This window comes from Streptomyces albireticuli (assembly GCF_021228125.1).
GTDB classification, from domain to species: domain Bacteria; phylum Actinomycetota; class Actinomycetes; order Streptomycetales; family Streptomycetaceae; genus Streptomyces; species Streptomyces albireticuli.
Genome location: NZ_JAJQQS010000011.1, coordinates 1 through 21,546, shown reverse-complemented (window position 1 = coordinate 21,546; position 21,546 = coordinate 1). Strand labels below are relative to the sequence as shown.

The window sequence follows — 21,546 nt, the reverse complement described above, 5'->3', positions numbered from 1 at the left end:
GGGAATCCTTCAGGGGGAGAGGGGCTGGTCATGACACAGCACGCCGAGCCGGACGCGATGCCGGCCGACGGCAAGAAGGACGCCGCGCCCGGGGAGACCCCCGGGGCGCCGAAGCGGGTGACGCACGCGGACGGCTTCGGCGCGGCCTTCTGCGCGTCCGTGGCCGGCCTGTGCGCCGAGGCGGTCATCGGGGGCACGGTCGCCCTCCTGGTGATGCTCTCGCGCGAGCACGACAGTCCGCCGCGCGACATCATCATGATCGTCGGGCTGGTCGTCGGCGTCGCGCTTCTCGCAGTACTTGTCAGCGGCTTCGTCACGGCCGTCGCGGTGATGCCCACGCTGGCCCTCGCCCGCCGGATAGCGCGGCGTGCCGGACGGCCCGAGCGCTGGTGGTGGACCGTGGCCGCGGTCCCGCTGGTGGCCGCCGTGGCGGTGGTGGTGTTCGGCGGTGTGATCGCTCTCGGCAGCCTCGCCCTGGCCCCGCCCCTGACGTACCTGCTGTGGTGGGCCGCCCTTACGGCCGGACTGTTGCCGGCCTCCCTGGTCGCCGGGGCCGCGGGCCGCCGGGTCCGCGACGGCCGCCCCGTGCGCATGGCCCGCCGGGTGGTGCGCGACGGACTGCTCGCCTGGCTCGCGGTCGGCGCCCTGGGCGCCGGGGCGTACGGCACCGGTCTGGCGAAGGTCTACGAGCCGCCCCGGCTGGAGAAGGCGGACCTCGTGGGCGCCTGGACCGACGGGCACGGCGGCAAGGTCGAGCTGACCGGCGACGGGGCCGCGGTCGCCAAGGGCCTCGACAATTACGTGTGGGACGGCACGGGCCACGCCAGGCCGAAGGAGTGCGACGGCTCCGGCAAGTGGACGACGCTCAAGCGTGACGGGAAGGTCGAGGGCGTGTCCCTGACCATCGGCAGCTGCGAGCTCGCCCGGAACTGGATCGTCGGCGGCACCGGTAAGGAGCCGCGGATCTTCCACGAGGTCGGCAAGCCTGGTTCCGGGAAGCGCTACGTGCTCGTGAAGGCTGTCGAGCACAAGGGGTAGAGGGCGGTGTGGATCCCCGGCGTGCGGCCGAGGGGCTTGCTTCGGAGGCCGGGCGGCTCTTGAGGATCAGCGTTCCCTGGAGCGGGAGCGTTCTCCAAGGGCGTGAGATTCCCCAGGGGCGTGAGCGTCTCCCAAGGTGTGAGGGTTCCCCAGGGCGTGAGCGTCCGCCAAGGCGTGAGCGTTCTCCAAGGGCGTGAGCGCCCCTCAAGGCGTGAGCGTCCCGAACGCTCCCCGGTGGAAGAGCAGCGGTCCCGCCGCGGCCGCCGTGTCGTCCGTTCCCAGCGCCTCGACCCGTCCGACGACGATGAGGTGGTCCCCGCCCGTGTGTACGGCGTGGACCGCGCAGTCGACCCAGGCGGGCACCCCGGCGAGCAGCGGCGAGCCGGTGGCGGGCGCCGGCGCGTACCGTACGCCCGCGAACTTGTCGGCCGTCCGCGTGCCGCTGACCGCGAAAGCGCGGCACAGCGCCTCCTGGCCGGCGCCGAGCACATTGACGCAGAAGACCCCGGCGCGAGCGATGCGCGGCCAGCTGCTCGACGTCCGGGCCACCATGAAGACGACCAGCGGCGGGTCGAGGGAGAGCGCGGCGAAGGACTGGCAGGCGAACCCGGCGGGCGGCTCCGTGGCACCGGGCCGGTCGGCGGCCGGGGCCGTGACGACGGTGACGCCGCTGGCGAAGTGCCCGAGCACGCGCCGGAAGTCCTCCGGGGCGGGCGGGGGCCGCTCGTCCGCCCGTGCCGCCCGGAGCGCCCGCGCCGGTCCCGGCCCGGAGCGCGGGGCCGTGGCGGTCGGTGCGCCGGCCGACCGCAGATAGCGCACGGCGACGGCCGCCATTCCCGCGTGTCCCATCATGCTTCCATTGAATCTGATGAGCCGTCAGTTCGAAAGGTGCGGGACGGAGGGCCCGTCGCGGGCTCGGCCGCCGGAGGAACGGTTCAGCGCCCCCGGTAGGCCGGGGCGCGGCGCTCCACGAAGCTCGCCACGCCCTCCCGCGCGTCCTCCGTCGTCATGTTGATCTCCTGCGCGGCGGCCTCGGCGGCGAAGGCGGCCGTACGGTCCATGTCGAGCGAGGCGTTGACCAGCTGCTTGGTGAGCGCGAACGCCCGGGTCGGGCCCGCCGCGAGGCGGTCGGACCAGGCGTGGGCCACGCTCGACAACTCACCCTCCGGCACCACACGGTTCACCAGCCCCAGCCGTTCCGCCTCGGCGGCCGTGAGGGCGTCCCCGAAGAACATCAGCTCCTTCGCCCGGCGCGGCCCGACCAGGCGGGGCAGGAGATAGGCGCCCCCGCCGTCGGGGACCAGCCCCCGGCGGGCGAACACCTCGACGAACGTGGCGTGTTCGGCCGCGAGCACGAGATCGCAGGCGAGGGCCAGGTGCGCGCCGAGGCCCGCCGCGGTGCCGTTCACGGCGGCGATCACGGGCTTCTCGCAGTCCAGCACCGCGCTGACCAGGCGCTGGGCGCCGCGCCGGATCACCCGGGCCACATCGCCCGCGGCGCGCTCGGCGGCCGGGCCCGGGCTGCGCGTGGCAGCCACGCGCAGATCGGCCCCCGCGCAGAACGCCCGGCCCGTGGCCGTGAGGACCACGGCTCGCACGGCCGGGTCGGCGGAGTCCTCGAAAAGCCGGGAAATCACGCGTTCTCGCTGGTCAGGGGTGAGGGCATTGCTCGTCCGGGGCCGGTTGAGGGTGATCCACGAGACGCCGTTGTCAGTGGTGTGGAGTATCACTGAGTCATCGGGCCCCACGGGCTCGACGGGCCGCGCCGCGTCCTCGGGACCGGTGGGGCCGACGGGGTTCGCACGGGGGGATACGGGCATGGGGGAGCTCCTGGTTCTACGGGCCGTCGCGGTTCCACGGTTCGTCGCACGCGGGCCGGCGGAAGCGGGCCGGGCCGTCTCAGCGGCAGTACGCCAAGGCGTCCAGGGCCACGGCGCCCTGGCCGCGCGGCAGTACCACGAGAGGGTTGATGTCCAGCTCGGCGAGGTCGTCGGCCAGCTCCAGCGACATCCGCTGGACGCGCAGGACGGTCTCGACGAGCGCGTCCACATCGGCCGGGGGCGCGCCTCGCACGCCGTCGAGGAGGGCGCGGCCGCGCAGCTCGGCGAGCATCGTGCGCGCGTGCTCCTCGCCGAACGGCGGGACGCCCACGGCGGTGTCGCGCAGTACCTCGACCAGCGCCCCACCCAGGCCCACCGTCACCGTGGGCCCGAAGAGCGGGTCGGGGGAGACCCCGACGACCATCTCCACCCCCCTTCCGACGAGTTGGCAGACCAGGACGCCGTCCAGGGGCAGCCCTTCGCAGCGCGCGATGTCGGTGAGCTCGCGATAGGCGTCCCGGACCTGGCTGGCCGAGGTCAGCCCGACCTTGACCAGCCCGAGCTCGGTCTTGTGGGCCAGCTGGGGGCCGGACGCCTTCATGACGACCGGGTAGCCGACCAGCCCCGCCGCCCGTACGGCCGCGGCGGCGCTGGTCACCAGCTGCTCGCGGGGTACGCGGATGCCGTAGGCACGCAGCAGCTGTTTGGCCGCGTGCTCGCTCAGCTGCTCGCCCGGGCGCATCAGCTCCTGGGCCTTGCGCGCGGACGGGGAGAGGACACGCGGCGCCTCGTCGAAGGGGGAGCGGTAGCCGGCCGTGAAGCGGTGGTGGCGGAGATAGGCGCTCACGGCGGTCACACAGTTGGAGAAGGTGCGGAAGGTGGCGACGCGCGAGGAGCCGAGGAGGGTGGTGCGATAGGCGTCCTCCGTGCCGACGGGCGAGCCCCACACCACGCAGACCAGCTTGTCGGTCTCCTCGGCGGCGGCCACGAGGTCGCGCACGAGCCGGTCGCTCATGGGCGGGAAGGGCCCGGTGACCGGGCAGACGAGGACGCCGACGGCCGGGTCGGCGAGCAGGGCGTCGATGATCCTGCGGCCCCGTTCGTCGCCGACGGGATGCCCGCCGCTGTCGACGGGGTTCTCGACGCTCAGATACTCCGGTATCCACTGGTGCAGCTCGCGCTGCTTGGCGGTGGAGAGGGTGGGGAGGGGCAGCCCGGCGGCGGCGGCCAGGTCCGCGAAGTGGGCTCCCGTGCCCCCGGAGATCGAATAGACGGCGACTCCCTCGGCCCGCGGCGGCCGGGCGCGGGCGAGCAGGGCCGCGGTGTCCTGGAGCTCGTCCAGCCCGTCCACCCGGATCACGCCGAACTGCCGCATGGCCGCGTCCACGACCTCGTTCGCCCCGGTGAGCTTGCCGGTGTGGGAGGCGGCCGTGCGGGCGCCGGCCTCGGTCCGGCCGACCTTGACGGCGACGACGGGCACCTTGTGCCGCGCCGCGCGGTCCGCGGCGAGCAGGAAGGAACGGCCGTCCTTGAGCCCTTCCACATACGCGGCGATGGCGCCGACCTCGGGGCGCGTGGCGAAGTAGGAGAGGAAGTCCGCGCACTCCAGGTCGGCCTCGTTGCCCGTCGGTGCCCAGTGGGAGAGCCTGACGCCCAGCTCCTGGAGGGCGAAGACGGGCCGGCCCTGGTGGCCTGACTGGGTGATCAACGCGATGGCGGGCCCTTCGAGGTCGTCACGGAACCGTTCGAAGGCGTTGAGGTTGGTGTTCGGGCCGAGGAGCCGGACGCCCGCCGCGCGGGCGGCGGCGGCGAGCCGGTCCTGGGCGGCGGCTCCCTCCGGGCCCGTCTCCGCGAACCCGGAGGCGAAGGCCACGGCGAACGCCGCCTTGGAGCCGTCCAGTTCGGCCATGACGGGAAGGGGATCGCCCACGAGGAGGACGGCGAGGTCGACCCGTTCGGGGAGCTCCGCGACGGACGGATGGCAAGGGAGGTCGAAGACGGTCCGCCGGGTGGGGTGTACGGGGTGGAGGCGGGCGCCGACCCGCTCGCACCAGGCGAGGAGCTGACGCGTGATCCCGGTGTTGGGGCGGCCCTCGGCGTCCGAGGCGCCGATGACGGCGACGGTCTCGGGGCGGAAGAACCGGTCGAGGTCGGGGACGTCCGAGTGCAGCGGCCGCCCGCTGACGTCGACGTCGGCGATGTCGGTGGCCAGGCCGTGGACGGCGGGGCCCGGACGCTCGCCGCAGGCCGCGACGCGGGCCGGACGGGAGGTGGTGGTGAGGGTGCCATGAGTCGATCCAAGCATCGTTCTCGTCCACTCCTGCTCAATGGCCGATACGCTGACGTATAGTCAGGCTACCGATCTGACGTCACGTCAGGAATGGTGCGGACCCGGGGTGATGGCGTGAAGCGGATGGTTCTCCGTCCGTCACCGGGCGGCCGGGCCGGGCCGTGACGGGCGTCGGAGCCGCGACGGTGACGGGAGGCTGCCGCCATGACCGTGTCCGCCCGTTTCGACGTGCCCGGGGTCGACGACTTCACCCGCCCCTACTGGGAGGCCGCCGCCCGGGGCCGGCTCCTGCTGCGCCGGTGCCGGGAGGAGGGATGCGGCGCGGTCCACCACTATCCCCGCGAGTTCTGCCCGCGCTGCTGGGGCGAGGACGTCGTCTGGGCCGAGGCGAGCGGCCGGGCCACGCTCTACACCTGGTCGGTCGTCCACATGAACGACCTGCCGCCCTTCGGTGAACGTCTGCCCTACGTCGCCGCCGTCGTGGACCTCGCGGAGGGTCCGCGCATGATGACCGAGATCGTGGACTGTCCGGAGAGCGCCTTGCGGGTCGCGATGGAGCTCCGGGTCCGCTTCCGGCCGGTGCTCGAAACGCCGCTGACCGAAACGCCGTTGAGCGTGCCGGTGTTCGGCCCGGGGTGACCGTCGGTGCGGGGGGCTGTGGTTTCCCTCCGGCCCCGGCCCTCAGCCGCGCCCCAGGATCAGCGTCCCCGAGGAGCAGAACCAGCCGCCCGTCCCCGACGCGAGCGCGAGTCGTGGCGCTCCTCCGTCCCGGCCGCGCACCTGCCGGCCCTCCTCCGCCTCGCCCCGCAGCTGCCGCACGGCCTCGACCAGCAGGAAGAGGCCCCGCATGCCGGGGTGGCAGGCCGACAGCCCGCCGCCGTCCGTGTTCACGGGCAGCTCGCCGCCGATCGTGAGCCTGCCCCCGGCCACGAACGCGCCTCCCTCGCCCTTCGCGCAGAATCCGAGGTCCTCCAGGGCCACCAGTGGCATGTACGTGAAGGCGTCGTACAGCTCCGCCACCTCGATGTCCCGGGGGGTGACGCCCGAGCGGCGGAAGGCCCGGGGCCCGGAGACCGCGGCCGGGGAGACTGTGAAGTCCTCCCACTCCGACATCGTCGTGTGCGAGACGGCGGTGCCCGAGCCCAGTACCCATACGGGTGGTTTCACCGTGTCCGCCACGTACTCCTCCCCGGCCAGCAGCACGGCGCAGCCGCCGTCGGAGCGTACGCAGCAGTGGAGCTTGGTGAACGGGTCGGCGATCACCGGCCCGCCGAGGACGTCGTCGACCGTGATCGGGGCGCGGTACATGGCGTGCGGGTTGTGCAGGGCGTTGGCGCGCGCCTGGACGGCGACATCCGCGAGCTGCTCCAGCGTGGTCCCGTACTGGTGCATGTGGCGGCGGGCGGCCATGGCGTACTTGGCGACGAGGGTGTGACCGTAAGGAGCCTCGAATTGCGCCGGGCCGTGCGGTCCCAGGGAGAGGGCGGCGGTGCGGCGGCCCGCTTTGAGGTCGGCCCGGGCGGTAGAGCCGTAAACGAGGAGGACGGCGTTCGCGTGGCGCGCGGCGATGGCGTCGGCCGCGTGGGCCGCCATGACCTCCCAGGTGGAGCCGCCGACCGTGGTGGAGTCGACCCAGGTGGGCCTGAGGCCCAGGTAGTCGGCGATCTCGAGGGGGGCGAGGGTGCCGGTCCCGGCGGAGGCGAGGCCGTCGACGAGGCCCCGGTCGAGGCCGGAATCGGCGAGGGCGCGCCGGGCGGCCTGTGCGTGCAGGGCGAACGAGGTGGCGTGGTCGACCCGCCCGCAGTCCGAGAGGGAGACGCCGACGACGGCCACCTTGCGCGTGCCAGGGCTCATAAATCTGACGGTACATCAGTTAGGGGCTGGGAAAGCGGCGTCGGCGAACTTAATATGACGACCCGTCAGTATGGGAGGTCTGTTGTGGACGCGGCGCTGAGCGAGGAGCAGGAGAGTATCCGGCGCACCCTGCGCGACGTGCTGCGCGATCGCTGCGGCCCGGGCCAGGTCAGAGCCGCGGTCCGTACGGAGCCCGGATACGACGAGGAGCTGTGGCGCCTGCTCGCCGGCCGGGTCGGGCTGGCGGGACTGGCCGTGGCGGACCGCTACGGCGGCGCCGGTCGCGGCCCCACGGAGCTGGCGCTGGCCTGCGAGGAGACCGGCCGGGTGCTGCTGCCGTCCCCGCTGCTGGGCACCGCCGGGCTGGTGGCGCCCCTGATCGCCGCGCTGGGCACGCCGGAGCAGCGCGAGGAACTGCTGCCGGGGATCTCCTCCGGTGAGCTGACGGGCGCCCTCGCGGTGCCGGGCGGGGCGCTGCCGACCGCGCTCGGGCTGACGGCGCCCAACGACGGCGACTGGGCCGGTGGCGGCCGCGCCGGCGGGGTGCAGGCCCGGCCCGGCCCGGACGGGCGGACCCCGGACGGCTCCGGCTGGTGGCTCTACGGGGAGGCGTCGCAGGTGCTCGGCGGGCACAGCGCCGACCTGCTGCTGGTGGCGGCCCGCACCGGGGGCTACGTACGGGGGCGGACGCTGCTGTTCGTCCTGCGTCCCGCCGCCGCGCGCGGTGTGACCCGCGTCCGGCTGACGGCCCTGGACGAGACGCGCCCGCAGGCTCGCGTCGAGCTGCGGGACGCGGAGGCCGCCCTCCTGGGTGACGCGGGGGCCGATGTGCCGGGCGAGCTGGCGCGGCTGGGACGGTCCGTGGCCGCCGTGCTCGCCGCGGAGGCGGTCGGCGCGGCGGACCGGGTCCTGGAGCGGACGGTCGGCCACGCGCGCTCCCGGGTGCAGTTCGGCAGGCCGATCGGGTCCTTCCAGGCGGTCAAGCACCGGCTGGCCGATCTGTACGTGGCGGTGCAGGCGGCGCGTTCGGCCGCGTACTACGCGGCATGGGCCGTCGGCGGGGACGCCACGGACGACGGCGCGGCCGGCGGGCTCGCGCTCGCGCAGGCCCTGGAGACGCTGCGCGACGTCGCGGGGGAGGCGGTGCAACTGCACGGTGGCATCGGGGTGACGTGGGAGCACGAGGTGCAGCTGTACTTCAAACGGGCAGTGTCGGACGAGCTGTTGTTCGGTCCTGTCCACCGGCTCCGGGCCCGGGCGGCGGACGAGGCCGGTCTGTTTGCCGGCCGGACGGCCAGGGAAGCGGTGGCCCTGTGACGAACGCCGTGGAGCGCATCGTGAGAAGAGTGTCCTCGACCCGTACGTTCGCGAGGATCGCACCGCATTTCGTACCGGCACTCGACCGTGCCGTGCACAGGCTGACGGGCGGCAGGAGGCTGCTCAGCGGGCAGTTGCTGCCGAGTCTTGTCCTTACGGCGAGAGGGGCGCGGAGCGGGCAGCTCCGGCGGACGCCGCTCGCGTGCATGCGGGAGGGCGATCCGGCGAGCGCCTGGGTGGTGGTGGGCAGCAACTACGGCAGGCCGGGGCACCCCGCCTGGACGGGGAATCTGCTGGCGCACCCGGATGCGGAGATCAGTTGGAAGGGGCGGGACATCCCCGTAAGGGCACAGCTGCTGCGAGGGGCGGAGAGGGACGCCGCCTGGGCGGCGGTGGTGAGGTTCTGGCCTCCGTACGCGCGCTACCAGGCGCGGGTGGAGAGGGAGATCAGGCTCTTCAGGCTGGTGCCGAGGGATCCGGTGGATCCGGGGGTCACAGGGGCGGCGGGGGCTTCAGGTCAGGTGCCCGGTCACTGAGCCCGGTCGACGGGCGTGGATGTCACTGCGGCGGGCCGCTCCGGCCCGAGCCGGTGCGGCCCGCCGCTGCGATGACAGGACGTGCGAGGCGCTGACGCGCTACCTCGTGGGCTTCTTGCCGGTGATGCCGAGGTGGACGAGGAGCGCGAGGTTCGGCTTCAGTTCGGCCTGCTTGACCCCCCAGCTCTGGAAGCCCTTCTGGTGCGAGGCGACCGCCGCGAGCATCGCGACGAGCGAGCCGGCGACGGCCGCGGGGTTGACGTCCTTGTCCACCTTGCCCTTGCTCTGGAGCTCCTTGACGGAGTCGGTGAGGGAGCTGGTGACGGCGTTGAGGATCTTCATGCGGATCTTGTAGAACCGCTTGTCGCCCTCGGCCGCCCCGAGGTCCACGACGCGCAGGATGGCGTCGTGCTTCCGCCAGAACCCGAGGAAGCCGTCGACCAGCTCCTCGGCGGCCTGCCAGCCGGACTTGCCGACCCAGGAACGTCCGGCGACGAGATCGGTCAGGCTTGCGCCTTCCTTCGCCATTTCCTCGGCGATCTCCAGCACCGCGCCCTCGACGTCGGGGAAGTACTGGTAGAAGGTGGCGGGGGAGGTGCCGGCCTTGCGGGCGACGTCGATGACCTTCACATCGCGGTAGGGCGAGGAGCTGAGCATTTCGCTGAGGCAGTCGAGCAGCTTCTGCCGCGTCGCCTGGCCGCGTCGGCCGGCCACGCGGCCGTCGACGGTGCGTACTTGTCCTGTCATGCCGTCAGCTTACCGAGGGGTGATCGGAGCGCGATTCGGCCGCATGCAAATGGGGGCAGGGGGGTGGGGAGGGGTGAAAGGCCAGCTCAGGCGGCATATCGAGGTCCGCCGGAAGATCGGGGTGGATTGGCCCGTACCGGTGAATCGTCTTATCAACAGGCTGTGGACAACGCCCGTCGGGCGGACTCCCCACGGTTATCCACAGGCCCGGGCGAAAGGCTCGATACCCCGATAACGTGGCAGTCGGAACAGCGTGCGCGAGTCAGGGCGATACCCCCTGATGGTAACGGAGAGTCACGGATCGGGAGGCGGGCCGGAGGCGGGAGCACAGACGCGGGACAGGACGTTCCGCATGTGGTGGAGACACGGCGAAGCACGACCCGGGTTCGCAACCGCGGCCTTCGCCAGGAAGAATCAGCATGCGTACCCCGGAGATAATTCGCGGTGAGACGCTGCACGGGGCTGAATCCCTTCAAGCCCCCACGGGGAGGTGGCAGGCCAGTGGTGGAGCAGCTTACGCAGCACGACCCGAGACGGATCGGCCCGTTCGAGGTGCTCGGCCGACTCGGCGCCGGCGGCATGGGGCTGGTCTATCTCGCCCGCTCGGCATCCGGCCGACGGGTCGCGATCAAGACGGTGCGCACGGAGCTGGCGGAGGACCAGCTCTTCCGGGTCCGCTTCACCCGTGAGGTGGAGGCGGCCCGGGCGGTCAGCGGCTTCTACACCGCCGCCGTCGTCGACGCCGACCCGCGCGCGGCCGTGCCCTGGCTGGCCACCGCGTACGTCCCCGCACCCTCGCTCGAGGAGATCGTCAACGAGTGCGGGCCCCTCCCGGCCCAGGCCGTGCGCTGGCTGGCCGCCGGCGTCGCCGAGGCCCTCCAGTCCATCCACGGCGCGGGCCTCGTGCACCGCGACCTCAAGCCGTCCAACGTGCTGGTCGTCGAGGACGGCCCCCGCGTCATCGACTTCGGCATCGCCTCGGGCGTCTCCAACACCCGGCTGACGATGACGAACGTCGCCGTCGGCACCCCGGCCTACATGTCGCCCGAGCAGGCGCGCGACTCCCGCAGCGTCACGGGCGCCAGCGACATCTTCTCGCTCGGCTCCACCCTGGTCTTCGCCGCGACCGGCCACGCCCCCTTCCACGGGGCGAACCCCGTGGAGACCGTCTTCATGCTGCTCAGGGAAGGCCCCGACCTCAGCGGGCTGCCGGACGAGCTGCGGCCGCTGATCGACTCCTGCATGCAGACGGCGGCGGAGCTCCGGCCGTCCCCCGCCGACCTCCAGGCTGAGCTGGCACCCCATCTCTTCGCCTCCGGCGGGGGCGACGACAGCGGCACGGCCTCCGCCTGGCTGCCGGACAACGCCACCACCCTCATCGAGCAGCGCCGGGCCGGGCAGCGGCCCGCCGCGGCCGGCGCCGGTGCCCGCGGCGGCCGGGCGCGGGCCGTGGCCCCGCCCCGCCCCGCGCAGCCCCCGACCCCGCCCCGCGCCCCCGCGTACGAGCCGCCCGCCGCCGACGTCCGCAGCGGCCCCGCGTGGGGCGACGGCGGCACCGGCCGCTCCGGCGTGGCCGCCGTCCGCGACCCGCGCGGCGGCCTGGGCGCGCCGCCCGCCGCCGGGCACGGCACCGGTCAGGCCGCCGGCGGGCAGGGCCGGCACGCCGCCGCGCCCGTGCCCGCGCACGACGGCTCCGTACGGCTGGCCGGCTCACAGGTGCCCATCGGCCCCGGTCCGCGCGTCGCCGACGGCCGGGAGTCCCAGGCCCGCGCCGACACCGGGCCGGCCACCGGCTGGGTGCGGCCCCCCGCCGGCCTCCCGGCCACGGCCCCGGCCGCCCCGTCCGTGCCGGTCCAGGCGCCCGCCCCGCAGGGGGACAGCGGCAACACCCAGGGCGAGCCCGGCCGTTGGCGCCCCTGGCGGTTCCGGATGTCCAACGACGTCTGGGGCACGCCGACCGTCGCCGGTGATCTGCTGTACGTCACCTCCTTCGAGGTCCACGCCCTCGATGTCGCCAGCGGGCGGCGGCAGTTCAAGACGCGGGACGTCGCCTGGGCGATGGCCGTGGCTGACGGCCGCATCCACGCCTCGGACGGCCCGACGCTCTACGCCCTGGACGCGTCCGACGGCGCCGAGCGCTGGCGGCTGGCCACCGACGGCTGGGTCTACTCCCTCCGCGCCGACCGCGGCACGGTCGTCACGGGTACGCGCGGCGGCGGCGTCCAGGCGTGGGAGGCGGCCAACGGCGAGCTGCTGTGGGAGATGGGCGGCCTCCAGACCGACTTCGAGACGCCCGACTGCGGCCCGTTCCTCCAGGACGGCACGGTCTATGTGTGGGCCGACGCCCGGCTGCGCGCCCTGGAGGCCCGTACGGGCGCCGAGCGCTGGTCGTACCCCGTGGGTGACACGGCGGCGTGCGGCGGAGTGCCGGTGCGGCTGCTGCCCGCTCCGGACGGCGCCGTCTACGTCGTGGCGGGCACCCGCGTCCTCGCCATCGACGTGGCGCGCGGCGACGTCCGCTGGCGGTTCGAGGCCCCGGCGGTCTTCCTGAGCCCGCCGGCGTTCGCGCCGGGCCCCGCCGTGACGGGCGGCGGCGTCTACGTGGCCGACTACCTGGGCACGGTCTACGCCCTGGACGCGGCGACCGGCCGCGACCGCTGGCGCATCGCGACGGAGCCCCGGCAGTCGACCGAGCCGGTGCTGGTCGCGGCCGGTGCGGTGCACCTGGGCAGCGGCGGCGCGCTCTACACCCTGGACGCGGTCACGGGCACCCCGAAGTGGCGCTTCGCGGCCGGCGGCGATGTCGTGGGCGCCCCCGTCGTCGCGGACGGCCGGGTCCACTTCGGCTCCGCCGACCACTGCCTCTACACGGTCGACGCGGCGGGCGGCCAGCTCCGCTGGAAGCTGGCCACCGGCGGCGAGATCACGGGCTCGCCCGTGGCGACGGGCGGCGTGGTCTACGCGTGCAGCAAGGACCGCTGCGTCTACGCCCTGGATGCGGCCAAGGGCACGGGCCTCACACAGCGCCGCTGATCCGTGGCGCGGCCGGCGCGCCACGGATCCCGTTCTGTGCGCCTCGGCGTGCCTCGGCGTGCCTCAACGCATCCGGTAGGCGCGGCTCCGGGTGGTGAAGAGTTCCGCCTGCCGCTCCGGGGACCGGTTGCCCAGGGAGACCAGGTGCGGGGCCAGGGCGAGGGCGCGGTCCCGGGTGGCTTCCTTGGCGGCCCAGAGGGCGCGGACGGTGCCCTGGACCGCTTCGGTGGGGAAGGACGCGAGGATCGCGGCCGCGCGGAGGGCGGCCGGGACGGCCTCGCCGGGCGGGGTGAGCTCGGAGACCAGGCCGGTCTCGTAGGCGCGCCGGGCGGAGAGGCGCTCGGCCGTGCCCATCAGGGCCAGGCGGGCGGCCTCGCCGTAGGGCATGCGCTGGGCCAGGTGGACCGCCTCGTACGCGCTGACCATGCCGTACGAGGTGTGCGGGTCGAAGAAGGAGGCGTTCTCGGAGGCCACGACGAACTCCGACTCGCCCAGGAGGTAGAACGCCCCGCCGCACGCCATCCCGCCGACCGCCGCGACCACCGGCTTCCAGAGGTCGGCGGCTTTGGGGCCGATGGTCAGGAGGGGGTCGTCGACCGAGTACGGGGACGGCGGCTGGGGGACGTCGGCGGAGCGGTCGATGCCGGTGCAGAACGCCCGGTCCCCGGCGCCGGTGAGGACGACGGCCCGCACGGCCGTGTCGTAGCGGAAACCCCGCCACACGTCGGCCAGCCGGGCGGCCGTGGCCAGGTCGATCGCGTTGTGGCGCTCGGGCCGGTCGAGGGTGACGAGGGCGACGCCGTCCTCGGCGATCTCCGTACGGACCGTCGGCGCGGCGGCCGTCATGGACGTTCCAGCAGCCAGCGCGGCACGGTGACGCCCTCGGCGAGCTCGTCGAAGGTCACGCGCACGGGCGCCCCGATCCGCAGCAGGGCGGGGTCCACGGAGTCCACCGGGGCGCCCGGCGCGGCGACGACATTGCCGACGAGGCGGATGCGGGGGGCGTCGGCGAGCTCCACGAGCGCGACGTTGTACGGGGTCAGGCCGGCGTAGAAGGGCAGGAGCGGCGGGTGGGGCAGCACGTACGACCAGATGCGGCCGCGGCCGGACATCCGGTGCCAGACGGCGGTGAAGGACCGGCAGTTCGGGCAGCACGGCCGGGGCGGGAAACGCGGCTCGCGGCAGTCGGCGCAGGTCTGGACGCGCAGTTCGCCGCGGGCGGCGAACTCCCAGAAGGGGGCGCCGTCGTCGTCCGCCTCGGGCAGCAGGGGCCCCGGGCGCCGGTCGCCCGGCCCGTTGTCAGTGGTGCCCCTCATGATGGAGGGCATGAAGACTCAACTCCTCAGCAGCAGTGCCGAAGTGGGGACTCCCTCGCCCGCCGTGACCAGACAGGTGGCGGCGTCGGGGACCTGCGCGGTGGAGGTGCCGCGGAGTTGGCGGACGCCCTCGTTGATGAGGTTGAAGCCATGGACGTAGGCCTCGCTGAGACCGCCGCCGGCCGTGTTGAGGGGGAGCCGGCCGCCGAGCTCCAGGGCGCCGCCCTCGGTGAAGGCCGCGCCCTCGCCGCGTCCGCAGAATCCGTAGCCTTCGAGCGAGAGCGGGACGAGGGCGGTGAAGGCGTCGTAGATCTGGGCGACGTCGACGTCGTGCGGGCCCAGGTCGGCGTTCTTCCACAGGTGGCGGCCGGCGGTCCAGGCGGGGCCGGTCAGCGGGTCCTCGTTCCAGTAGTTGACCATGCCGTGGTGCTGGGCGGGCAGACCCTGGGCGGCGGAGTGCACGTACACGGGCCGTCGGCGGCAGTCGCGGGCCCGCTCGGCGGAGACGACGACGCAGGCGAGGGCGCCGTCGGTCTCCAGGCAGTTGTCGAAGAGGCAGAGGGGTTCGCTGATCCACCGCGAGGTCATGTACATCTCGCGGGTCAGCGGGCGTTCGTACATGATCGCGGCCGGGTTCTGGTTGGCGCGGTTGCGGCAGGCGAGGGCGACGTTGAAGAAGTGGTCGCGCGTGGCACCGTACGTATGCATATAGCGCCGGGCGAGCATGGCGATCTCGTCGGCGGGGCGCAGCAGCCCGTACGGGCGGGTCCACTGGGCCGGGGTGGGCAGCTGGGCCCGGGTGTCGCGCCAGGGCCGGGGGCCGGAGCCGCGCTTGCGGGAGCGCCAGGCCACGCCCACGTGCGCCTGGCCGGTGGCCACGGCCATGGCGAGGTGGGCGACGGTCGCGCAGGAGCCGCCCCCGCCGTAGCCGGCCTTGGCGAAGAAGGTGACGTCACCGGCGCCGATGGCCTTGGCGACCTCGACCTCGTCGGTCTCCTCCATGGTGTAGGAGGCGAAGGCGTCGACCTGGGAGGGAGGGATGCCCGCGTCGTCCAGCGCGTCGAGGATCGCGCGGCAGGCCAAGGTCTTTTCCGATGAGGGGAGTTGCCGTGCGAAGGGGGTCTGTCCTATGCCGACGATCGCGGTCGCGTCCTTGAGTCTCGTCGCCATCGCCACCTCCGTGCTGTCGCTGCTGTCACTGCTGACAGCGCGGAAGGGTATCGCTAATCTGACGCATAGTCAGCCAAGGGCGGTGGGCCGGGAGGTCACGCGATGCGCGGCGATCTGGAATTCATGTCCGTACCCCGGCTGGTCCGCACGGCCGCCGCGCGGTACGCCGACCGTGAGGCCGTGGTCGAGGGCCGGACCCGGATCGGCTTCGCGCAGCTCGCCGGGCGCGTCGAGCAGGCCGCGGCCGGGTGCCTGGCCGCGGGTGTGGAGGCGGGCGACCGGGTCGCCGTCTGGGCCCCGAACACCCTGGACTGGATCGTCGCGTCGCTGGGCGCCGTCTCGGCCGGCGCGGTCCTCGTCCCGGTCAACACCCGGCTCAAGGGGGCCGAGGCCGTGGAGGTGCTGGCCCGGACCCGGGCCCGGCTGCTCTTCGTCACCGGCACCTTCCTCGGCACGTCGTACGTCGCCGCCCTGCGGCGGGCGGCGGGGCGGGCGGCCGGTCAGGGGTCCGAGGGCGGGTCCGGACCGGTGCGAGGGCCGCTGCCCGGGCTGCCGGAGCTGCGCGAGGTCGTGGTCCTGGCCGACGACGCCCCGGCCGAGTTCCGCACCTGGAAGGAGTTCCTGGCGGCGGGGGAGTCGCAGCCGGGCTGGGCCGTACGGGCGCGGGCCAACGCCGTCGGGCCCGACGCGCCCTCGGACATCATGTTCACCTCGGGCACCACGGGCGAGCCCAAGGGCGTCGTCGTCACCCACGCTCAGACGCTGCGGGCCTTCGGCGCCTGGTGCGACCTGGCCGGACTGCGGAGGGGGGACCGCTATCTGATCGTGAGCCCCTTCTCCCACACCTTCGGCTACAAGGCCGGGGTGCTGGCCTGTCTGATGCGGGGCGCGACCATGGTGCCGCAGTCCGTCTTCGCGGCGGACACGGTGCTGGCCAACGCCACGACCGAGCGGATATCGGTGCTGCCCGGCCCGCCCACTCTCCTCCAGGCGCTGCTCGACCACCCCGGGCGTGCGGCGCACGACCTCTCGCCGCTGCGACTGGTGGTGACGGGGGCGGCCGTGGTGGACGGGAAGCTGGTCGAGCGGCTGCGGTCCGAGCTCGGCGTGCCGACCGTCCTGACGGCGTACGGGATGAGCGAGGCTACCGGCGTGATCACGATGTGCCGGCGGGGGGATCCGCCGGAGGCCGTCGCGGCCTCCTCGGGCCGGGCCCTCCCGGACACCGAGGTCACGGTGGTGGGCGCCGACGGGAAGGCGCTTCCCCCGGGGGAGCCCGGCGAGGTCCTGGTGCGCGGCTTCCAGGTCATGGCCGGCTACTTCGAGGACCCGGAGGCCACGGCCCGGGCGGTCGACGAGGACGGCTGGCTGCACACCGGGGACGTCGGGGTGCTGGACGCCGACGGATACCTCCGGATCACCGATCGCGTCAAGGACATGTTTCTGGTCGGTGGGTTCAACGTCTACCCGGCGGAGGTCGAGCGACTGCTCGCCCGGCACCCGGGGATCGCCGAGGTGGCCGTCGTCGGAGTGCCGGACGGGCGGCTGGGCGAGGTGGGCAAGGCGTTCGTGGTGCGGGGGCGTGACGCCGGGGCGCTGACGGAGGACGCGGTGATCGGATGGGCCCGCCGGGAGATGGCGAACTACAAGGTCCCGCGCACGGTGGAGTTCGTGACCGCGCTCCCGCGGAACGCGTCCGGCAAGGTGCTCAAGCGCGCCTTGCGGGAGGGCGGGGACGGCGCGGGGTAGCGGAGGGGCCGGGGTTCGGCGAGGGGTGCGGCACGGTGCGCGTGCCCGTCCGGATGCCGGCCAGGCGGTGGTGTCATGGCGCGTCACCGGCCGCACCCCTGCCGTGAGGCGCGGCTCGTCGCCGATGCCGGGTGCCGCGTGAGCCCCTGGTGGGGAGGCGCCGGCCGCCGACGGAAGGCGGCCGCGGCATGGCACGTGGCCTGGGTGCCGGCCGACTCCGTGTCGGTGGGTGCGGTCGGTGTGCGACCGCGGCGTCGGCTCTCGGCGGATCCGGGTGGATCGAGCGGGCCTCAGGAGTTAGCCGGCGTTCTCACCGGTGGGGTGGTCGTCCCGGCCGCCGTCGACACGGTCCGTCGTGGCCACGGTGGGGTGGTCGTCGTCGATGCCGGTGGGGTGGTCGTCGTGCGGGGCGCCGCTGCCGCCCCCGTGGCCCAGGAAGACGGCGGCCGGCGGGAGGGTGGGGTGGTCGTCGGCGCCCACGGCGCTCGCGGGCACCGCGGTGGCGATCGCCGCCGCGGCGGCGAAGGTGGCTATGGCGAGCGCCCGCCTCGTGCGGGTGCGCGTGCTGTTCATTTCCAACTCCTTTTTTCGGGGGCGGTGTTGCGGTGGTGATGCCCGTGGACGCGAACGTAGCCTCCGGCGGAGACGGCGTCCGCGACTTGGGCCGGAAAGAGGTGAACCTTGGCCTGTTCGCCCGTGATCGACGGTGGAAGAAGGCGGCTCGGCGGTGGTCCACGCGCTCCGGCCGCTGCGGCCTTGGCGATTTCCTGACGCCTTTCGACACATGACCGCAGGGGCCGGCGTCGACGGCTCCCCCTCCGCGCTGCCGACGCCGGCCCCTGCAGTCCCCCGTTTGTTCGGTCCCCCCGTTGGGACTTACCTGTTCAGTTGTCGTGCGGGGCGCCCGGCGGCCCCGGTTCGACTCCCCCGTTCGAGAACGTCAGTCGAACCACGGCCGTCGAGCGCCCCTTGGTGCTTACCCCCGAGGTGGATCCGCCCGCGCTTCCCCCGTGGCGGATCCACCGTCGTACTTCCCCCGTCGTACTTCCCCCCGTGGTGGCGGTTCCCCCGTACGACTTTCCCCCGTTACGGGACTCCCACCTCCAGGTCTCCCACTCGCGGTTCCCCCCCCGTTGCAGGTCCCCCCTGCTGGTCTCCCCGTTCGTGGGTCTCCCCCCCCGGATGTGGGATCCCCCCCGTGCGGCGGCACTTCCCCCGTCGTGCTCCCCCGTTGTCCGTGCCGCCGCCGCTATGGAATTGTCGAACTCATTCCGTGGTGCGTATTCGTGGTGCGCTTTCCGTGGTGCTTCCCCCGTGGGTGTTCCACCCGTGAAGCTTTTCCCCCGTGGAACTTCTCTCCCCAGGTCCGTGCCCCCGTCCGCCCGGCTTCCGCCGGACGCCCCCGTGAGGCCCTTTCCTGGAGGTCTCCCACGACTTTCCCCCTCCGGGTTCCCCTGCTTTCCCCCGTGGTTCCCCCGGTCGTTTCCCCGTGTTCCCCCCTGGTCACCCGGCCGACTCGTGTCCCCCCGGTCGGCCGGGTCCGCTCAGCGGCCCGTGGTCAGGCGGGCTCGCTGCCGGCGTGGTCGTCCTGGAGGACGTTCACCGGCGGGCTCCCCGCGTGGTCGTCCATGGGGGCGAGCAGCGGCTTGGGGCTCCCGGCGTGGTCGTCCATGGGCGCGAGCAGCGGCTTGGGGCTGCCCGCGTGGTCGTCCATCGGGGCCAGCAGCGGCTTCGGGCCGCCCGCGTGGTCGTCCGGCGGAACGGGCTGCGGTGCGGCGAGAGTGGCACCGCCGGCGTGGTCGTCCTGCGGTGTAGTCACCACTCCCGGCCTGAGCAGTTTCTCGTCGCTCATAGCGATCACTCCGTTGGTCAGTGCGAGTCGTCTGGTGTGAAGGGGAAGTGGTGCGGTGGTTCTCCGGGATAGCAAAACCCGCCCGGCGACTCCCCCGAGGATCGCCGGACGGGGGATGGGGCTGATCAGGGTGACCACCCCAAAGGTGAAGCCGTATGCCTCACCTACGACCCGCCTGCCCCCCGACGCGACGGATCGACATGAGTAAGGTTGACGCGCCGCGATAAACGATCGATGAACGGCCACGTGACAGCGCTTTTTCGGAGCCTTTCGGCCCTGGTGCGACCATGTCGGCACCATGTAATGAGCGGTTCCTCACCGCTTCCCCGGCCGTTCCCGACCGGCACGCCACCGGTTCCCGACCGGTAGGCCACAGACCCCCACCGTCCCCGCGCCCGCCCGTCCGCAAACCCGCGGCACGGCGGAGCCGTCCGCTCCCCGGCCGGGGAGCGGACGGCTCCGGTGGTTCCGCCAGGCCGCCGTCACCACGCCGGTCTGGGCCCCGTCACCACGCCGGTCTAGGCCGCCGTCACCACGCCGGTGAGCAGCCGGCGGACGTCGGCGGCCTCCGAGGTGCCGAGCTGCTCGAAGATCGACAGTGCCTCCGTCCAGCACGCGCGGGCCCGCCCCGGCTGGCCCAGAGCGTCGAGCGAACGGCCGAGGACGATCAGGACGTTGCCGCGCCGCCACTCGCCGCCGATGCCCCGCAGCTTCAGCGCCTGCTCGGCGTGGTGCGCGGCCGCGGCGGGCCGCCCGGCGGCGAGGTGGACCTCCGCGAGGCGGTAGTGCGTCATGCCCTCCCACAGCCGCTGCCGGTTGTCCCGGAAGACCGGCAGCGCCTCCGAGAGCCGGTCCAGGGCCTCCTCGTAGCGCCCGCCCTCGGTGAGGGCGAGGCCGAGGGCGTAGAGGGCGTTGGCGACCCGCCAGGAGGCGCCGATCTCGCGGTAGAGGGCGAGCGCCTGCTCGGCGAGCTCGACCGCCGAACCGACGCGCCCGCCGTCGAGCCGTACGCGCGAGAGGTTGCTGAGGGCGCTGGCCTCGCCCGGCCGGTTGCCGTCGGCGCGGAAGGCCGCGAGCGCCTGGCCCACGTACACCTCCGCGTCCTCGTGCCGGTGCTCGTAGATGGCGATGATGCAGCGGATGTTGGAGGCGTAGCAGCAGGGGATGGGGTCGCCGCAGGAGCGGCCGAGGAGGACCGCCTGCCGGGCCTGCTCGTCGGCGAGGTCGAACCGGCCGCCGATGCTGTGCACATGGGCCAGGACGTAGCGGGCGCGCCCCTCGGCCTGCGGGTCGCCGGCCTCGCAGGCCGCGACGAGCAGGGCCGCGGCGGCCTGCTCGTACAGCCGGGAGTCGGCGCCGGACTCGGCGAGGTCCTTCGCGGCGAGCAGCAGGTCGACGGCGCGGCGCAGCGTGCTGCCGGTGGACGAGGCGTGCTGCCGTACGCAGGCGAGCAGGCAGCCGGCCTCGGCGAACAGCCAGTCGCCCGCGGCGCTGCGCTCGGCGAAGGTGAGGCCCGGGTGCGTGGTGGGCGTCAGGTGGGTGAGGAGCTGGTCGCCGGGGCGCTCCAGGACGTAGCCGCCCGCGGCGGTCGACAGGTAGAAGTCGAGGAGCCGGGACATGGCGGCGTCGCGCTCGGCGGGCGGCTGCTCGTCGCGCTCGGCGCATGCACGCGCGTAGAGGCGCACGAGGTCGTGGAAGCGGTACCGGCCCGGCGCGGCGGATTCCAGCAGCGAGGTGTCGACGAGGGACTCCAGGACCTCCTCGGTGGCGTCGAGGTCCAGGTCGAGCACGGCGGCGGCCGCGGCCAGGGACATGTCCGGGCCGTCGGCGAGGCCGAGGAGGCGGAAGGCGCGGGCCTGGGCGGGCTCCAGCTGTCCGTAGCCGAGCTCGAAGGTGGCCTTCACGGCGAGGTCGCCGGCGCGCAGCTCGTCGAGGCGGCGGCGCTCGTCGCCGAGCTTGCGGGCGAGGACGGAGACCGTCCAGGTGCGGCGGGCGGCCAGCCGGGAGGCGGCGATGCGGATGGCGAGCGGCAGGAAGCCGCAGGCGGCGACGACGTCCATGGCGGCGTCCCGCTCGGCGCCCACGCGCTCGGTGCCGACGATCCGGGTGAAGAGGACGAGCGCCTCCTCGGGGCTCATCACGTCCAGGTCGACGAGGTGCGCGCCGGCCAGGTCGACCATCCGGGAGCGGCTGGTGACCAGCGCCGCGCAGCCCTCGGTGCCGGGCAGCAGCGGGCGGATCTGGGCGGCGTCGCGGGCGTTGTCGAGGAGGGTGAGGACGCGGCGGCCGTCCAGGGAGGAGCGGAAGAGGGCGGCGCGCTCCTGGAGGCCCTCGGGGATGGCGCTGTCGGGCGTGCCGAGTGCGCGCAGGAAGGCGCCGAGGACGGCCTCGGGCTCGGCGGGCACCGGCCCCGCGCCCTGGAGGTCGACGTACAGCTGGCCGTCCGGGAAGTGGTGCCGCGCGGCGTGCGCGACGTGCACCGCCAGGGTCGTCTTGCCGACGCCGCCGATGCCCGCGACGGCGGAGACGGCCATGATGCGGCCCTCGGCCGTGGCCAGCTGGTCGCTGAGCTCGTCGACGAACGCGACGCGGCCGGTGAAGTCCGAGACCGTCGCCGGCAGCTGCGCGGGCCGGATGAAGGCGGGGCCGGCGCCGGGCCGGTCGGCCGGGGACAGGTGCAGGGCCAGATCGACGTCCGCCTGGAGGATGCGTTGCTGGAGTTCGGAGAGTTCGGGGCAGGGGTCGACGCCGAGTTCGTCGGCGAGGAGGCGGCGGGTGTCGGCGTAGACGGCGAGGGCTTCGGCTTGGCGGCCGCTGCGGTAGA

The 21,546-nt window shown here is 74.0% G+C and carries 17 protein-coding genes; 6 read left to right on the top strand and 11 right to left on the bottom strand.

Annotated features, from left to right (window positions below):
- The first annotated feature begins 30 nt into the window (after window positions 1–30).
- A complete protein-coding gene (locus tag LUZ64_RS20355; protein WP_095583503.1) occupies window positions 31–1,038 on the top strand; it encodes a hypothetical protein in 1,008 nt (335 codons plus the stop codon).
- Between the two features lie 204 nt (window positions 1,039–1,242).
- On the opposite strand, the gene LUZ64_RS20350 is transcribed toward LUZ64_RS20355, so the two are convergent.
- The 3 genes from LUZ64_RS20350 to LUZ64_RS20340 all read right to left on the bottom strand — a co-directional run bounded on the left by LUZ64_RS20350 (window position 1,243) and on the right by LUZ64_RS20340 (window position 5,163).
- Window positions 1,243–1,890, bottom strand: coding sequence for a flavin reductase family protein (locus LUZ64_RS20350; RefSeq protein ID WP_232398681.1), 648 nt, complete (start codon window positions 1,888–1,890; stop codon window positions 1,243–1,245).
- An 83-nt stretch (window positions 1,891–1,973) separates the two neighbouring features.
- On the bottom strand, window positions 1,974–2,858 hold the full coding sequence (locus LUZ64_RS20345; RefSeq protein ID WP_095583501.1) for an enoyl-CoA hydratase/isomerase family protein: 885 nt from the start codon (window positions 2,856–2,858) through the stop codon (window positions 1,974–1,976).
- A 79-nt stretch (window positions 2,859–2,937) separates the two neighbouring features.
- Window positions 2,938–5,163, bottom strand: coding sequence for an acetate--CoA ligase family protein (locus LUZ64_RS20340; RefSeq protein ID WP_095583500.1), 2,226 nt, complete (start codon window positions 5,161–5,163; stop codon window positions 2,938–2,940).
- Window positions 5,164–5,352: 189 nt separating this feature from the next.
- Between LUZ64_RS20340 and LUZ64_RS20335 the strand changes: the two genes are divergently transcribed.
- The gene (locus LUZ64_RS20335) at window positions 5,353–5,787 is read left to right on the top strand and encodes a Zn-ribbon domain-containing OB-fold protein (protein WP_095583499.1); all 435 of its coding nucleotides are present in this window, start codon (window positions 5,353–5,355) and stop codon (window positions 5,785–5,787) included.
- 42 nt (window positions 5,788–5,829) lie between these two features.
- On the opposite strand, the gene LUZ64_RS20330 is transcribed toward LUZ64_RS20335, so the two are convergent.
- Window positions 5,830–7,002, bottom strand: a complete 1,173-nt coding sequence (locus LUZ64_RS20330; RefSeq protein ID WP_095583498.1) for a thiolase C-terminal domain-containing protein — start codon at window positions 7,000–7,002, stop codon at window positions 5,830–5,832.
- Between the two features lie 84 nt (window positions 7,003–7,086).
- Between LUZ64_RS20330 and LUZ64_RS20325 the strand changes: the two genes are divergently transcribed.
- Together LUZ64_RS20325 and LUZ64_RS20320 are read left to right on the top strand one after the other, a co-directional pair.
- Window positions 7,087–8,319 (top strand): acyl-CoA dehydrogenase family protein, encoded by a 1,233-nt coding sequence (locus LUZ64_RS20325; protein WP_095583497.1) that lies wholly within the window; start codon window positions 7,087–7,089, stop codon window positions 8,317–8,319.
- Window positions 8,320–8,339: 20 nt separating this feature from the next.
- On the top strand, window positions 8,340–8,855 hold the full coding sequence (locus LUZ64_RS20320) for a nitroreductase/quinone reductase family protein (protein WP_232390495.1): 516 nt from the start codon (window positions 8,340–8,342) through the stop codon (window positions 8,853–8,855).
- A 99-nt stretch (window positions 8,856–8,954) separates the two neighbouring features.
- On the opposite strand, the gene LUZ64_RS20315 is transcribed toward LUZ64_RS20320, so the two are convergent.
- Window positions 8,955–9,602, bottom strand: a complete 648-nt coding sequence (locus LUZ64_RS20315; protein ID WP_095583496.1) for a TetR family transcriptional regulator — start codon at window positions 9,600–9,602, stop codon at window positions 8,955–8,957.
- 501 nt (window positions 9,603–10,103) lie between these two features.
- On the opposite strand from LUZ64_RS20315, the gene afsK reads away from it, so the two are divergent.
- Window positions 10,104–12,635, top strand: a complete 2,532-nt coding sequence (gene afsK, locus LUZ64_RS20310; protein ID WP_232390494.1) for a protein serine/threonine kinase AfsK — start codon at window positions 10,104–10,106, stop codon at window positions 12,633–12,635.
- Between the two features lie 63 nt (window positions 12,636–12,698).
- Here afsK and LUZ64_RS20305 read toward each other — a convergent pair whose 3' ends face one another.
- From LUZ64_RS20305 to LUZ64_RS20295, 3 genes are read right to left on the bottom strand one after another with little or no spacing between them, the layout of a single operon-like run.
- Window positions 12,699–13,481: an enoyl-CoA hydratase/isomerase family protein gene (locus LUZ64_RS20305; protein WP_095581383.1), complete on the bottom strand. Its 783-nt coding sequence runs from the start codon at window positions 13,479–13,481 to the stop codon at window positions 12,699–12,701.
- On the bottom strand, window positions 13,478–13,963 hold the full coding sequence (locus tag LUZ64_RS20300; protein WP_095581384.1) for a Zn-ribbon domain-containing OB-fold protein: 486 nt from the start codon (window positions 13,961–13,963) through the stop codon (window positions 13,478–13,480). Before LUZ64_RS20300 ends, LUZ64_RS20305 begins: the two co-directional genes overlap by 4 nt.
- Before the next feature lie 6 nt (window positions 13,964–13,969).
- Window positions 13,970–15,121 (bottom strand): lipid-transfer protein, encoded by a 1,152-nt coding sequence (locus tag LUZ64_RS20295; protein ID WP_095581385.1) that lies wholly within the window; start codon window positions 15,119–15,121, stop codon window positions 13,970–13,972.
- Between the two features lie 102 nt (window positions 15,122–15,223).
- Here LUZ64_RS20295 and LUZ64_RS20290 point away from each other — a divergent pair, with 102 nt between their 5' ends.
- Window positions 15,224–16,870, top strand: a complete 1,647-nt coding sequence (locus tag LUZ64_RS20290; protein ID WP_095581386.1) for an AMP-binding protein — start codon at window positions 15,224–15,226, stop codon at window positions 16,868–16,870.
- Window positions 16,871–17,167: 297 nt separating this feature from the next.
- Here LUZ64_RS20290 and LUZ64_RS20285 read toward each other — a convergent pair whose 3' ends face one another.
- From LUZ64_RS20285 to LUZ64_RS20270, 3 genes are all read right to left on the bottom strand, one after another.
- A complete protein-coding gene (locus LUZ64_RS20285; RefSeq protein WP_095584664.1) occupies window positions 17,168–17,443 on the bottom strand; it encodes a hypothetical protein in 276 nt (91 codons plus the stop codon).
- A gap of 985 nt (window positions 17,444–18,428) precedes the next feature.
- Window positions 18,429–18,722, bottom strand: a complete 294-nt coding sequence (locus tag LUZ64_RS20275; protein ID WP_095581213.1) for a hypothetical protein — start codon at window positions 18,720–18,722, stop codon at window positions 18,429–18,431.
- A gap of 518 nt (window positions 18,723–19,240) precedes the next feature.
- On the bottom strand, window positions 19,241–21,546 hold a 2,306-nt coding region (locus LUZ64_RS20270; protein WP_095581212.1), incomplete at its 5' end, for an ATP-binding protein.

Bases quoted from the DNA above. Each gene is read 5' to 3' on its own strand.
- LUZ64_RS20285 (WP_095584664.1), bottom strand. From the start codon at position 17,443: ATGAACAGCACGCGCACCCGCACGAGGCGGGCGCTCGCCATAGCCACC.
- LUZ64_RS20330 (WP_095583498.1), bottom strand. From the start codon at position 7,002: ATGAGCCCTGGCACGCGCAAGGTGGCCGTCGTCGGCGTCTCCCTCTCG.
- LUZ64_RS20340 (WP_095583500.1), bottom strand. From the start codon at position 5,163: ATGCTTGGATCGACTCATGGCACCCTCACCACCACCTCCCGTCCGGCC.
- LUZ64_RS20315 (WP_095583496.1), bottom strand. From the start codon at position 9,602: ATGACAGGACAAGTACGCACCGTCGACGGCCGCGTGGCCGGCCGACGC.
- LUZ64_RS20290 (WP_095581386.1), top strand. From the start codon at position 15,224: ATGCGCGGCGATCTGGAATTCATGTCCGTACCCCGGCTGGTCCGCACG.
- LUZ64_RS20305 (WP_095581383.1), bottom strand. From the start codon at position 13,481: ATGACGGCCGCCGCGCCGACGGTCCGTACGGAGATCGCCGAGGACGGC.
- LUZ64_RS20345 (WP_095583501.1), bottom strand. From the start codon at position 2,858: ATGCCCGTATCCCCCCGTGCGAACCCCGTCGGCCCCACCGGTCCCGAG.
- LUZ64_RS20355 (WP_095583503.1), top strand. From the start codon at position 31: ATGACACAGCACGCCGAGCCGGACGCGATGCCGGCCGACGGCAAGAAG.
- LUZ64_RS20300 (WP_095581384.1), bottom strand. From the start codon at position 13,963: ATGCCCTCCATCATGAGGGGCACCACTGACAACGGGCCGGGCGACCGG.
- LUZ64_RS20335 (WP_095583499.1), top strand. From the start codon at position 5,353: ATGACCGTGTCCGCCCGTTTCGACGTGCCCGGGGTCGACGACTTCACC.
- LUZ64_RS20295 (WP_095581385.1), bottom strand. From the start codon at position 15,121: ATGGCGACGAGACTCAAGGACGCGACCGCGATCGTCGGCATAGGACAG.
- LUZ64_RS20275 (WP_095581213.1), bottom strand. From the start codon at position 18,722: ATGAGCGACGAGAAACTGCTCAGGCCGGGAGTGGTGACTACACCGCAG.
- LUZ64_RS20350 (WP_232398681.1), bottom strand. From the start codon at position 1,890: ATGATGGGACACGCGGGAATGGCGGCCGTCGCCGTGCGCTATCTGCGG.